This is a genomic window from Streptomyces sp. NPDC029674 (genome assembly GCF_044903205.1).
In the GTDB taxonomy this organism is placed as follows: Bacteria; Actinomycetota; Actinomycetes; order Streptomycetales; family Streptomycetaceae; genus Streptomyces.
Map to the genome: position 1 here is coordinate 171485 of NZ_JBJDPY010000014.1, position 12797 is coordinate 184281.

Annotated in this window: 11 protein-coding genes; 3 read left to right on the plus strand and 8 right to left on the minus strand. The window is 70.8% G+C overall.

Annotated elements, in window-relative coordinates; translation table 11 throughout:
• Positions 1-15 precede the first annotated feature (15 nt).
• The 6 genes from pdxT to pgsA form a co-directional block, all read right to left on the minus strand.
• On the minus strand, positions 16-621 hold the full coding sequence (pdxT, locus tag ACI2L3_RS30105) for a pyridoxal 5'-phosphate synthase glutaminase subunit PdxT (protein ID WP_404755535.1): 606 nt from the start codon (positions 619-621) through the stop codon (positions 16-18).
• Positions 621-1535, minus strand: coding sequence for a pyridoxal 5'-phosphate synthase lyase subunit PdxS (pdxS, locus tag ACI2L3_RS30110; protein ID WP_362999327.1), 915 nt, complete (start codon positions 1533-1535; stop codon positions 621-623). Before pdxS ends, pdxT begins: the two co-directional genes overlap by 1 nt.
• Before the next feature lie 146 nt (positions 1536-1681).
• A complete protein-coding gene (locus tag ACI2L3_RS30115) occupies positions 1682-2227 on the minus strand; it encodes a hypothetical protein (protein ID WP_398310893.1) in 546 nt (181 codons plus the stop codon).
• An 86-nt stretch (positions 2228-2313) separates the two neighbouring features.
• Positions 2314-3474, minus strand: a complete 1161-nt coding sequence (locus ACI2L3_RS30120) for a glycosyltransferase family 4 protein (RefSeq protein ID WP_404755536.1) — start codon at positions 3472-3474, stop codon at positions 2314-2316.
• On the minus strand, positions 3471-4397 hold the full coding sequence (locus ACI2L3_RS30125) for a phosphatidylinositol mannoside acyltransferase (protein WP_404755537.1): 927 nt from the start codon (positions 4395-4397) through the stop codon (positions 3471-3473). The genes ACI2L3_RS30120 and ACI2L3_RS30125 overlap by 4 nt, the downstream gene beginning before the upstream one ends.
• Positions 4394-5077 (minus strand): phosphatidylinositol phosphate synthase, encoded by a 684-nt coding sequence (gene pgsA / locus ACI2L3_RS30130; protein ID WP_404755538.1) that lies wholly within the window; start codon positions 5075-5077, stop codon positions 4394-4396. The genes ACI2L3_RS30125 and pgsA overlap by 4 nt, the downstream gene beginning before the upstream one ends.
• A gap of 258 nt (positions 5078-5335) precedes the next feature.
• On the opposite strand from pgsA, the gene ACI2L3_RS30135 reads away from it, so the two are divergent.
• Both ACI2L3_RS30135 and ACI2L3_RS30140 read left to right on the plus strand, forming a co-directional pair.
• Positions 5336-7543, plus strand: coding sequence for an elongation factor G-like protein EF-G2 (locus tag ACI2L3_RS30135; protein WP_404755539.1), 2208 nt, complete (start codon positions 5336-5338; stop codon positions 7541-7543).
• Between the two features lie 169 nt (positions 7544-7712).
• Positions 7713-9380 carry a hypothetical protein gene (locus ACI2L3_RS30140; RefSeq protein ID WP_404755598.1) on the plus strand — a complete coding sequence of 556 codons (1668 nt, stop codon included), beginning with the start codon at positions 7713-7715 and terminating at the stop codon, positions 9378-9380.
• 50 nt (positions 9381-9430) lie between these two features.
• Here ACI2L3_RS30140 and ACI2L3_RS30145 read toward each other — a convergent pair whose 3' ends face one another.
• Positions 9431-9994 (minus strand): HIT family protein, encoded by a 564-nt coding sequence (locus tag ACI2L3_RS30145; protein ID WP_398310906.1) that lies wholly within the window; start codon positions 9992-9994, stop codon positions 9431-9433.
• Positions 9995-10061: 67 nt separating this feature from the next.
• Here ACI2L3_RS30145 and ACI2L3_RS30150 point away from each other — a divergent pair, with 67 nt between their 5' ends.
• Positions 10062-10796: a potassium channel family protein gene (locus ACI2L3_RS30150; protein WP_404755540.1), complete on the plus strand. Its 735-nt coding sequence runs from the start codon at positions 10062-10064 to the stop codon at positions 10794-10796.
• A gap of 2 nt (positions 10797-10798) precedes the next feature.
• Here ACI2L3_RS30150 and thrS read toward each other — a convergent pair whose 3' ends face one another.
• A complete protein-coding gene (thrS, locus tag ACI2L3_RS30155; RefSeq protein ID WP_404755541.1) occupies positions 10799-12778 on the minus strand; it encodes a threonine--tRNA ligase in 1980 nt (659 codons plus the stop codon).
• Positions 12779-12797: the final 19 nt, after the last annotated feature.

Sequence of the window (12797 nt, forward strand, 5' to 3'; positions counted from 1 at the left end):
GGATCCCCGGAGATCCTACAAGGATCCCGCGCGGGGGTTACCCCGCGCCATCTCCACGAACAGCGCGTGGATGCGGTGGTCGCCCGTCAGCTCGGGGTGGAAGGACGTGGCGAGCGCGTTGCCCTGGCGCACGGCGACGATGTGGCCCTCGTGCTCGGCGAGCACCTCGACCTCGGCGCCGATCGACTCCACCCAGGGAGCCCGGATGAAGACGCCCTCGACCGGGGCGCCTTCGACACCCTTGACGTCGACGGCGGCCTCGAACGACTCGTTCTGCCGTCCGAACGCGTTGCGCCGCACGATCATGTCGATGCCGCCCACCGTCTCCTGGCCCGAGCGCGGGTCGAGGATCTTGTCGGCGAGCATGATCATGCCCGCGCAGCTGCCGTAGACGGGCAGACCGTCACGCACGCGCGCGCGGAGGGGCTCCATCAGGCCGAAGAGGGTGGCCAGCTTGGAGATGGTGGTGGACTCGCCGCCGGGGATGACCAGGCCGTCGACCTCGGCGAGCTCTTCGGGGCGCCGGACCGGCCTGGCCACGGCGTCCGCCGAGGCCAGGGCGATCAGGTGCTCCCGTACGTCCCCCTGAAGGGCGAGGACGCCCACTACGGGAGTGGTCATTACCAGCCTCGGTTCGCGTAGCGCTCGGTCTCCGGCAGGGTGTCGCAGTTGATGCCGACCATGGCCTCGCCCAGGTTGCGGGAGGCGTCGGCGATGATCTTCGGGTCGTCGAAGAAGGTGGTGGCCTTCACGATGGCGGCGGCGCGCTTGGCCGGGTCGCCGGACTTGAAGATGCCGGAGCCGACGAAGACGCCCTCGGCGCCGAGCTGGCGCATCAGGGCGGCGTCGGCCGGGGTGGCGACGCCACCGGCGGAGAAGAGGACCACCGGGAGCTTGCCGAGCTCGGCGGTCTCCTTGACCAGCTCGTAGGGGGCGCGGAGGTCCTTGGCGGCGGCGTACAGCTCGTTGTTGTCGAAGCCGCGCAGCTTGGCGATCTCGTTCTTGATCTGGCGCAGGTGGCGGACGGCCTCCACCACGTTGCCGGTGCCGGCCTCGCCCTTGGAGCGGATCATGGCCGCGCCCTCGGCGATGCGGCGCAGGGCCTCGCCCAGGTTGGTGGCACCACACACGAACGGGGTGGTGAAGGCGAACTTGTCGCTGTGGTTGACCTCGTCGGCCGGGGTGAGGACCTCGGACTCGTCGATGTAGTCGACACCCAGCGACTGCAGGACCTGCGCCTCGACGAAGTGGCCGATGCGGGACTTGGCCATGACCGGGATCGAGACGGCCTCGATGATCTCTTCGATCATGTTCGGGTCGGACATCCGCGCCACGCCGCCGTCCTTGCGGATGTCGGCGGGCACCCGCTCCAGCGCCATGACGGCCACGGCGCCGGCGTCCTCGGCTATCTTCGCCTGCTCGGCGTTGACGACGTCCATGATCACGCCGCCCTTGAGCTGCTCGGCCATGCCGCGCTTCACGCGCGCGGTGCCGGTCTCGGGCGTCGGGTTGGTGCTGTCAGGGGTGCTGGACACGGAGTTGACCTCACTCGCTGAAGAAGGTTTCTACAGCTCCGAGGAAACGCCCGGCGACCAGGCCACAGCAAGGGCCAATGGATGACCGGTGGCTCATTTTTCCCGGACGTGCCAGGTCAGAGCCGCGTGACCAGCACTTTGTGTCTCTACGTAGTCGCCCGGTCGGCCAGCGCGGTGGGCGGCTCGTCGTCCATCTCGAAGGCCATCGGGAAGGGCGCGTGCCCGGCAAGGCGGAACCAACGGACCTTGCGGTGGCGGCGCAGGGCGCGGGCGGCGCGCACGGAGTCGTTGTGGAAGCGCCGGGCCATCGGCACCCGGCGTACGGACGCGGCGAGCTCGGTGGCCGCCTCGTCGCCGCCCGGAGCCTCACGCACGGCCTCGACCTGCTGGACCTCGCCGAAGATCGCCCGCAGCGCCTGGCTGAGCTCGCTCTCGGCGACCTCGCGCTGTTCCTCCTCGGCCTGCCGGGCCGCGTGCGCCGCTTCGTAGAGCACGATCGAGGCGGCGGGGTCGAGCACTCCGGAGGTGGCCAGTTCCTGGGCGACCGAGGCGCGGCGCAGCAGTTGGGCGTCGAGGGCGGCCCGGGACGCGTCGATGCGCGCGTGCAGCCGGTCGAGCCGTCCGGCGGTCCAGCTCAGGTAGAGGCCGATCGCGAAGAGGGCTACCGCGATCCAGATCAAAGTGGAGGTCACGGACGTTCAGGCTAGTCGCCCCACGGTCGGCGGTCCGCCACCGGGCACCCGCGGACCGCCGCAGCGCGCCGGGTGGCCGCTGAACGTCACGTACGCGTGAGCCCGAACCGCGCCCGCAGCCCCACCCGTTCGTCCTCGGCGACCGACGTCGCGCCGTCCGTGACCGTCTCGTACACCGCGAGGATGTCGGAGCCGACCGTCGACCAGTCGAAGCGCCGCACGTGCGCGCTGCCGCGCTCGCGCAGGCCCTCGCGGCGCTCGGGGTCGGCGAGGAGACGTACCGCCGACTTGGCGAGGGACTCCGCGTCCTCGTTGCTGAACAGGTCGCCCGCCGCGCCCTGGCCGAGGACCTGCGCGAAGGCGTCCAGGTCGCTGGCGAGCACGGGCGCGCCCGCGGACATCGCCTCGACGAGGATGATCCCGAAGCTCTCGCCGCCGGTGTTGGGCGCGACGTACAGGTCGACGCTGCGCAGCAGCCGCGCCTTGTCCTCGTCGCTGACCATGCCGAGGAACTCCACCCGGGAGCGGAGTTCGGCGGGGAGCGGGGCCACCGCCTCCTCCTCGTCGCCGCGGCCCGCGACCAGCAGGCGGGCGTTCGGCCGCTCGGCGAAGATCTGCGGGAGCGCCTTCATCAGCACGGGGAGGCCCTTGCGGGGCTCGTCGATGCGGCCGATGAAGCCGATCGTCTCCCCCTGCCACTCGGGCTTGGGCTCGGCCTCGGCGAAGAAGTCGACGTCGACGCCGTTCGGGATGACGACGGCGTCGCCGCCGAGGTGTTCGACGAGCGTGCGGCGCGCGTACTCGCTCACGGCGATGCGCGCGCTGATCTTCTCCAGGGCGGGCTGCAGGATCGGGTACGCGGCGATCATCGCCCGGGAGCGCGGGTTGGACGTGTGGAACGTCGCGACGATCGGGCCCTGCGCGGCCCAGCAGGTGAGCAGCCCCAGCGAGGGCGATGTGGGCTCGTGGATGTGGATGACGTCGAAGGTGCCGTCGTGCAGCCAGCGGCGCACCCGCGCGGCGGACAGGAAGCCGAAGTTGAGCCGCGCGACGGAGCCGTTGTACGGCACGGGAACGGCGCGTCCCGCCGACACGACGTACGACGGGAGCGGTGTCTCGTCGTCGGCCGGGGCCAGTACAGAGACCTCGTGTCCGAGGCGGATGAGGTGCTCCGCCAGATCGCGGATGTGGAACTGGACGCCGCCCGGCACGTCCCACGAGTAGGGGCAGACGATGCCGATCTTCACGAGGGCTCCCCCGCCCGGCGGGTCGCGGCGTCGGGGCGGGGCTCCAGGTCGGCGAGCCACAGTCGCTGCAGCATGTGCCAGTCCTCCGGATGGTCGGCGATACCGGTGGCGAAGGCGTCGGCCAGCGCCTGTGTCATGGCAGACGTCTTTTCGATCCGGGTACCTGTCTCGGGGACCTCGACAGGGGGGTGGACACGGCCCTTCATGACGGGCGACTCGTCATACCAGAGGGTGACGGGCAGCAACAGGGCGCCGGTCTGCTGGGCGAGCAGCGCGGGCCCGGCGGGCATCCGGGCGGTGTCTCCGAAGAACTTGACCGGGACTCCGGAGGCCGACAGGTCGCGGTCGGCGACGAGACAGACGAGACCGCCCGCGCGCAGCCGCCGTGCCAGCGTGCCGAAGGCGGCGCCGCCCTCGTGCGGCAGGACCTCCATGCCGAGGCTCTCGCGGTAGGCGACGAAGCGGTCGTACAGCGTCTCGGGCTTCAGGCGCTCGGCGACCGTCGTGAAGGGGGTCTCCAGCTTGGTGGTGACCCAGGCGCCGGCGAGGTCCCAGTTGCCCAGGTGGGGCAGTGCGAGGACGACGCCCTTGCCGGCGGCGAGCCCGTCGGTGAGGTGGTGGACGTCCTTGACGTCGATGCCATCAGCGATGCGTTCCCTGCTCCAGGACGGCAGCCGGAAGGACTCCATCCAGTAGCGCAGGTAGGAGCGCATGCCCGCCTTGGAGAGCTCGGCGAGCCGCTGCGGGCTCGCGTCGGGCACCACGCGCGCGAGGTTGGACTCCAGGCGCAGCACTCCCTTGCCGCGGCGCTTCCAGACCGTGTCGGCGATGGTCCTGCCGAGCCGTTCGGCGACGGGTTCGGGGAGCTTCTTGACGGTGCTCCAGCCGAGCCCGTACAGCCCGTCGGTGAGTCGGTCCTTCACTGCGCGGCCTCACTCTCCTGCGCCCCGGAGCCCGCCCCGGACGCGGTCGCGGCGTCCGCCTCCGCGGACTCCCGGCGCACGGTCACGACACGCTGGACGAGGGTGACCATGCTGCCGGCCGCGACGATCCACAGGGCGATGGGCAGCAGGATCTGAATGCCGGGGACACCGAACTTGTGGAGGCCCGCGAGGCCCGCGGCGACCAGCGAGATCACCAGGCGCTCGGCGCGCTCCACCAGGCCGTTGACGGCGACGGGCAGGCCGATGGCCTCACCGCGTGCCTTCGTGTACGAGACCACCTGGCCGCTCGCCAGACAGAAGATGGAGACGGCGCAGAGGATGTTGTCGTCGCCGGATCCGGCGTACCAGAGGGCGAGGCCGCCGAAGATCGCGCTGTCGGCCACCCGGTCGAGCGTCGAGTCCAGGAAGGCGCCCCAGCGGCTGGAGCGGCCCAGCTGACGGGCCATGTTGCCGTCGACGAGGTCCGAGAAGACGAACAGGGTGATGACGATCGTTCCCCAGAAGAACTCTCCCCGCGGGAAGAAGACCAGCGCTCCCGCCACCACACCGGCCGTGCCGATGAAGGTGACCGCGTCGGGGCTGACCCCGCGGCGGATGAGAAACGCGGCGAACGGCGTGAGGACACGCGTGAAGAATGCACGCGCGTACTTGTTCAGCATGGCCTTCCCGAGGGTTCGGTGCGCCGTGCGGCCCCGTTGGCCACCGACCGGCCCATCGTAGTCACGCCCTTGACGGACCGGCTCGCCCCCTCACGATCGCGTACGACGTATGGACGCAGAGTGACCCGAGTGGAAAGCTCGAAACCATGACGGGCGCCGCCGGAGCCGCCCCGCAGTCGGCCCCGCGCGTCCGCGAGCAGCCAGCATCCCCGAGGGGGCTGAGCCTCCTCACCGTGCACGTAACCGGGAGGCCAAGGCATGGGCGACAAGGCAAGTGCACACCCCGGAGCCGCCGGCAGGGCAGCATCGGCCGACCACCCCGCGTCCGTACGGAATGTGGTGCTGGTCGGCCACAGCGGCTCGGGCAAGACGACTCTGGTGGAGGCTCTCGCGCTGACCGCGGGGGCGGTGAACCGGGCGGGCCGCGTGGAGGACGGCGGCACCGTCTCCGACTACGACGAGATCGAGCACCGGCAACAGCGCTCGGTCCAACTGTCCCTCGTCCCCGTCGAGTGGGGCGGCTACAAGATCAACCTATTGGACACCCCTGGATACGCCGACTTCGTCGGTGAGCTGAGGGCCGGTCTGCGCGCCGCGGACGCGGCCCTCTTCGTCGTCTCGGCGGCGGAGGGCACCGAAGGCATCACCGGCGCGACCCGCATGGTGTGGGAGGAGTGCGCGGCCGTCGGCATGCCGCGGGCCATCGTCGTCACGCACCTGGAGTCGGCCCGCGCGGACTTCGCCGGGATGACCCGCACCTGCGCCGAGGCGTTCGGCGCCGACGACCCCGATGCCGTACTGCCGCTGTACCTGCCCCTCTACGGAGAGCAGGGACCGGACGGCCACGCCCCGGTGACCGGCCTGATCGGGCTGCTCTCGCAGCGGATCTTCGACTACGCCTCCGGGGAGCGAAAGGAGTCCGAGCCCGGCGAGGACCAGCTGCCGCTGATCGAGCGGGCGCGCAACACCCTGATCGAGGGGATCATCTCCGAGAGCGAGGACGAGTCCCTCATGGACCGCTATCTCAGCGGTGAGGACATCGACTTCAAGACGCTCGTGGACGACCTGGAGCGGGCCGTCGCGCGCGGCATCTTCCATCCGGTGCTCGCGGCCGCGCCCGCCGCGGAGGGCGCGCGCCAGGGCATCGGCACGGTCGAGCTCCTGGAGCTCATCACCGGCGGCTTCCCGACCCCGCTCGAACACCCGGCACCGGCCGTGACCACCCCGAACGGCAAGCCGCGGCCCGCGCTCACCTGCGACCCGGAAGGGCCGCTCGCGGCGGAGGTCGTGAAGACCGCGTCCGACCCGTACGTGGGTCGGATCTCACTCGTCCGCGTCTTCTCCGGAACCCTGCGCCCCGACGAGACCGTGCACGTCTCCGGGCACGGCCTGGCCGACCGCGGCCACGAGGACCACGATGTCGACGAGCGCGTCGGCGCGCTCTCCTCCCCCTTCGGCAAACAGCAGCGCACGCTCACCCGGTGCGTCGCGGGCGACCTGGCGTGCGTGGCCAAGCTGAACCGGGCCGAGACCGGCGACACCCTCTCCGCCAAGGACGACCCGCTCCTGATGGCGCCCTGGGACATGCCCGACCCGCTCCTGCCGCTCGCCATCCAGGCGCACAGCAAGGCCGACGAGGACAAGCTCTCGCAGGGCCTCTCACGGCTCGTCGCCGAGGACCCGACGATGCGGCTCGAACAGAACCAGGACACGCATCAGGTGGTCCTGTGGTGCCTGGGCGAGGCGCACGCCGACGTGGCCCTGGAGCGGCTGCGCAGCCGGTACGGCGTCCAGGTCGACGTCGTACCGCACAAGGTCTCCCTTCGGGAGACCTTCGCCGACAAGTCCCATGGCCGGGGCCGGCATGTGAAGCAGTCGGGCGGGCACGGCCAGTACGCGATCTGCGAGATCGAGGTCGAACCGCTGCCCGGCGGCAGCGGCATCGAGTTCGTCGACAAGGTCGTGGGCGGCGCGATCCCGCGCCAGTTCATCCCGTCCGTCGAGAAGGGCGTGCGCGCCCAGGCGGCGAAGGGCGTCGCCGCCGGGTACGCGCTGATCGACGTGCGCATCACGCTCCTCGACGGCAAGGCGCACTCGGTGGATTCCTCCGACGCCGCGTTCCAGACGGCGGGCGCGCTCGCGCTGCGCGAGGCCGCCGCCGAAGCCCGGATCCATCTGCTCGAACCGGTCGCGGAGGTGACGGTCCTGGTCGGCGACGACTACGTGGGCGCGGTGATGAGCGACCTGTCGGGCCGCCGCGGCCGGGTCGTCGGCACCGAGCAGGCGGCCGGCGGGCGGACCCTGGTGCGGGCCGAGGTCCCAGAGATCGAGATCGGCCGGTACGCGGTGGATCTGCGGTCCCTCTCCCAGGGCACCGCGCGCTTCAACCGTACGTACGCACGTCACGAACCGATGCCTCCGCAGCTCTCCGAGAGGATCCGCGAACAGGCGCGGGGCGCTTCGTAGTTGAACCCTCCGCCCGCCGTCCCCTCCCGGCGGGCGGCATTCCGCCGCCCCCTGACGGATGTCGGTGCTGCCCGATACGCTGATGACCTGATCAACGGTGTGTCCGGCGGCAAGAGGTGTGCCGGACAGGGAAGTCGGGAAGAGCCGCAGCAGCGAAGGCGTCGCGGCGATGGGGGCGGCAGTGGCGGACGATGTATTCGACTTCAGGCCCGGGGCCCAGGTTCCTCTCTCGGGCGCCGCGGGACAGACGGCGGCGACGCATGCCCTGGCCTCGGCGGCGTACCGCGACGGCGACGTCGAGGGGCTCCTGGCGGCCAACAGCGAGTGGCACAAGTCGGAGGTGAAGCCCGGCCTCTTCTCCCTCTTCAAGCCGAACCTGGGCGAGGCGTTCGCGCGGACCGTGCAGGTGCGGATGCTGGGCGGCGGCCGCAGCCCGCTCATCCAGTCCTTCGGGACGGAGCCGCAGGCGGTCGTCGAGCACTGCCTCGCGGCGAACCGCATCCGCAAGGAGCGCGACAGCTGGCTGACCGCCGTGATGGTGCTGTGCGGGGTGCTCTTCCTGCCGGGCCTGCTCGTCTGGCTGCTCGTCTTCACCATCCGCAGGCAGGTCGCCAAGAGCGAGGACAAGCGCGCGGGCGCCCTCGCGACGGCCGTCCTGGTCGCCGTGGGCGTGCTGGCCGCCATCGCCCTGCTCAAGCTGCCGTTCGGCGGCTTCTGGGCCTGGTATCTGCGCGCGGCGATCGTGCTGCCCGTGGTGGGCTGGTTCTGGGCCAAGCAGATCGCCGAGCGCACCGCCCATGACCTGCGCGACCGCTGGTCGAGCCTGCTCGCGGGCGGCGGCATCGGGGCCAAGATCCCCGAGGCGGTGCCCGGCAGCCCCGGCGAGACGGCCGCCGAGCGGCTCCGCCAGGGCCTGGCGAGACTCTCCGCGGAGCAGCAGAGCAACTCCGTGTTCTACGCCGGGCCCAAGGGCATATTGGGCATGGGCACCCGCTGGGGCAGCTGGCAGCTGGCCGAGGAGCTGGTGCCCGCCGACCCGAGCAAGGAGATCCACCCCTTCCGCAGCTGGGATGTCATACGCGCGGTGCACGACCAGCTGCGCATGCTGGAGCGGGGGCCCCTGCACACCGGCGGCTTCCCCACCCCGGACATAAAGCACTGGATCGTCTCCCCCATCGGGGAGAACGCCAAGGCGGTGTCCCGCCCCACCGGCACGGACGTCGAGGCCTTCCAGATCCGCGGCCACGAGATACAGCGGATCTGCAACGAGCAGCAGTTCGGCAGCGGCAACCGCCACTACCTGGGCGTGCAGTTCACGCTCTGGGACGGCCAGTTGGTCATCACGATGCTGATCACGGTGACCGTGCTGCACGAGACGCTGCGCATCGAGGTCACGGGCCATGCCCTCGGCCCGGTGCACTCGCTGTTCACCACGAAGCCCTCGCCCAAGACGAAGACGGTCGCCAAGGCGATCAGGTTCTGGGAGACCACCACTCGCAACCTGCCGCTGATCGACGCGGACGAGGTCGTGCGCCTCGCGGTGCGCGCCCCCTTCACCTGGTACCCGCCGCTCCTGGACTACCTCGGCGGCAAGCTGGTCCTGCCCGAGCCCTTCGGGCTGCGGCACGCCTGGGCGGACAAGCCGTGGCGGCACCGCTTCATGGCCGACGACGCGCTGCGCGCCGCCACGCCCGTGCTGCGCGTGGTGCACTCGGCGGCGATCAGGGTCCTCGACGAGAACGGCGTGGACACGACCAAGTTCGGTGCCCGCTCCGGCTTCCTCAGCGGTGCGATCCAGGACCCGATGCCGAGGAAGGCGGACGTGTACGACGCGTAGGGAGCGTACGAACGGAAAGGCCTGCGGTACGAACGGGGCCGGTCCGCGGACTAGAGAGCCGCGGGCCAGGCGTCCGCGAGCATCTTGCGGGTGTCGGCGAGCAGCTGCGGCAGCACCTTCGTGTGGCCCACCACCGGCATGAAGTTGGTGTCGCCGCCCCAGCGCGGGACGACGTGCTGGTGCAGGTGCGCGGCGATCCCCGCGCCCGCCACGGCTCCCTGGTTCATGCCGATGTTGAAGCCGTGCGCGCCGGACGCGGTGCGCAGCGCCTTCATCGCCTGCTTGGTGAGCTCGCCGAGCTCGGCCGTCTCCGGGCCCGTCAGGTCCGTGTAGTCGGCGACGTGGCGGTAGGGCACGACCATCAGGTGGCCGCCGTTGTACGGGTACAGGTTGAGGACCGCGTACACCTGCTCGCCGCGCGCGATGACGAGACCGTCCTCGTCGGACTTGGCCGGGATGGAGCAGAAGGGACAGCCGTCGTCGGCCCCCGGGCCCGTGGGCTTGTTCTCGCCCTGGATGTACGCCATCCGGTGGGGCGTCCACAGGCGCTGGAACGCGTCCTGCGACCCGACTCCGATCTGCTGCTCCGGCTCACTCGTCATGAGGTGCAGCATATGACTTCGCCCGTTCGGAGCGTGTCGGCGGGGCGGATACCCGCGGCCGCGCGGTGAAGCTTGGCCGATGATCGACGACAGCCGGCGGGCGCGCTGGGAGAACCGCACGGAGATCCCGCTGGCCGTCGCGTCGGCGCTGTTCCTGGCGGCGTACGCGGCACGGGTCCTCGTCCACGGGCTTTCCCCGGCGTGGCGCACCGCGTGCCTGGCGGCGGCCGTGGCCGCCTGGGCCGCGTTCGCCGTGGACTACGCGGTGCGGTGGCGCCTCAGCGGACAGCGGCTGCGGTTCGTCCGCGCCCACTGGCTGGACACGGTCGTCCTCGTCCTGCCGCTGCTGCGTCCGCTGCGGATCGTCCGCACCTACGAGGCGGTCCAGCGGCGGCGCGCACGGCCCCGTCTCGCCCTGCACGCGCGCGTGATCGCCTACGCGGGCCTGTCCACCGTCCTGCTCGGCTTCGCCGGGGCGCTCGCCGTCTACCAGCAGGAACACGAGGCGCCCGGCGCGACGATCCGTACCTTTGGAGACGCGGTGTGGTGGACGTGCGCCACGCTGGCCACCGTCGGATACGGGGACGTGGCACCGGTGACGCCCCTCGGCCGGCTCGTCGCCGTCGGCCTGATGGGCTGCGGTCTGGCGCTGCTCGGCGCGGTGACCGGCTCGTTCTCGTCGTGGCTGCTGCAGGTCTTCGCGCGCGAGGGCGACACACGGGAGGCCGGGGACCCAGGACACGGCACGAGGCCCCCGGGGAACACCCCGGGGGCCTCGTCAGACAGCGACAACGTAGCCGGCGACGACGCCTGACGTCAGACCTGCGTGCGCTCCTCGACGACCTTCGCGATCTTCGCGATGGCCTCGTCGACGGGGATGCCGTTCTCCTGCGAGCCGTCGCGGTAGCGGAAGGACACGGAACCGTTGTTCATGTCCTCGTCGCCCGCGATGACCATGAAGGGCACCTTGGCCTTCTGCTGGTTGCGGATCTTCTTCTGCATCCGGTCGGACGACGCGTCGACCTCGACCCGCAGCCCCTGGGCGCGCGCCTTCTCGGCGAACTCCTGGAGGTACGTGACGTGCGCGTCGCCGATCGGGATGCCGACGGCCTGCACGGGCGCCAGCCACGCCGGGAACGCGCCCGCGTAGTGCTCCAGGAGCACTCCGAAGAACCGCTCGATGGAGCCGAAGAGGGCACGGTGGATCATGACGGGCTGCTGGCGCGAGCCGTCCGCGGCCGTGTACTCCAGGTTGAACCGCTTGGGCTGGTTGAAGTCGACCTGGATGGTCGACATCTGCCAGGACCGGCCGATGGCGTCCTTGGCCTGCACGGAGATCTTCGGGCCGTAGTACGCGGCGCCGCCCGGGTCCGGCACCAGCGGCAGGTTCTGCTTCTCGGCGGCGAGCCGCAGCGCCTCGGTGGCCTCCGCCCAGTCCGCGTCCTCACCGATGAACTTGTCGGAGTCGTCGCGGGTGGACAGCTCCAGCTCGAACTCGTTCAGGCCGTAGTCGCGCAGCAGGTCGAGCACGAAGGTCAGGAGCGTGTCGAGCTCCTGCGGCATCTGCTCCTTGGTGCAGTAGATGTGCGAGTCGTCCTGCGTGAAGCCGCGCGAGCGGGTCAGGCCGTGCACGACGCCCGACTTCTCGTACCGGTACACGGTGCCGAACTCGAAGAGGCGCAGCGGCAGTTCGCGGTAGGAGCGGCCGCGCGACTTGAAGATGAGGTTGTGCATCGGGCAGTTCATCGCCTTGAGGCGGTAGTTCTGCTCGTCGAACTCGATGGGCGGGAACATGCCCTCCGCGTAGTGCGGCAGGTGACCCGAGATCTCGAAGAGCTTCTCCTTCGAGATGTGCGGGGTGTTCACGAACTCGTAGCCGGAGACCTCGTGGCGGCGCCGCGAGTAGTCCTCCATGACCTTGCGGATCACGCCGCCCTTGGGGTGGAAGACCGCGAGGCCCGGGCCGAGCTCCTCCGGGAAGGAGAAGAGGTCCAGCTCGGAGCCGAGCTTGCGGTGGTCGCGCTTCTCGGCCTCGGCGAGGAACTCCAGGTGCGCCTTCAGCTCGTCCTTCGACGGCCACGCGGTGCCGTAGATGCGCTGGAGCTGCGGGTTCTTCTCGCTGCCGCGCCAGTAGGCGGCGGCGGAGCGCATCAGCTTGAAGGCGGGGATGACACGGGTGGTGGGCAGGTGCGGGCCTCGGCAGAGGTCCTTCCAGCACAGCTCGCCGGTCTTCGCGTCGAGGTTGTCGTAGATGGTCAGCTCGCCGGCGCCCACCTCGGCGTCGGCGCCGTCCGCGGCCTGCGCGGCGTTGCCCTTGAGGCCGATGAGCTCCAGCTTGTACGGCTCGTCGGCCAGCTCGACGCGGGCGTCGTCATCGGTCGTGACGCGGCGCGAGAACTTCTGCCCCCGCTTCTGGATCTCCTGCATCTTCTTCTCGATGCGCTTGAGGTCCTCGGGGGTGAAGGGCTCCTTGACGTCGAAGTCGTAGTAGAAGCCGTCCCGGATGGGCGGGCCGATGCCCAGCTTGGCGTCGGGGAAGAGCTCCTGCACGGCCTGCGCCATGACGTGCGCGGTCGAGTGGCGCAGGATGTTCAGGCCGTCCTCGGAGGAGATCTCGACGGGCTCGATCTCGTCGCCGTCGGCCACGGCGTACGCCAGGTCCTTCAGCTCGCCGGCCACGCGCGCGGCGACGACGGTGCGCTCACCGGGGAAGAGCTCGGCGGCCGTAGTGCCCGTCGTCACCACGCGCTCTTCCCGCTCGGAATCGCGTTGGATGATCACACGGACGTCTGACACCGGTCTCTCCTACCTGAAA

Bases quoted from the DNA above. Each gene is read 5' to 3' on its own strand.
- ACI2L3_RS30145 (WP_398310906.1), bottom strand. From the start codon at position 9,994: ATGCTGCACCTCATGACGAGTGAGCCGGAGCAGCAGATCGGAGTCGGG.
- ACI2L3_RS30140 (WP_404755598.1), top strand. From the start codon at position 7,713: ATGGGGGCGGCAGTGGCGGACGATGTATTCGACTTCAGGCCCGGGGCC.
- pdxT (WP_404755535.1), bottom strand. From the start codon at position 621: ATGACCACTCCCGTAGTGGGCGTCCTCGCCCTTCAGGGGGACGTACGG.
- pgsA (WP_404755538.1), bottom strand. From the start codon at position 5,077: ATGCTGAACAAGTACGCGCGTGCATTCTTCACGCGTGTCCTCACGCCG.
- ACI2L3_RS30135 (WP_404755539.1), top strand. From the start codon at position 5,336: ATGGGCGACAAGGCAAGTGCACACCCCGGAGCCGCCGGCAGGGCAGCA.
- ACI2L3_RS30150 (WP_404755540.1), top strand. From the start codon at position 10,062: ATGATCGACGACAGCCGGCGGGCGCGCTGGGAGAACCGCACGGAGATC.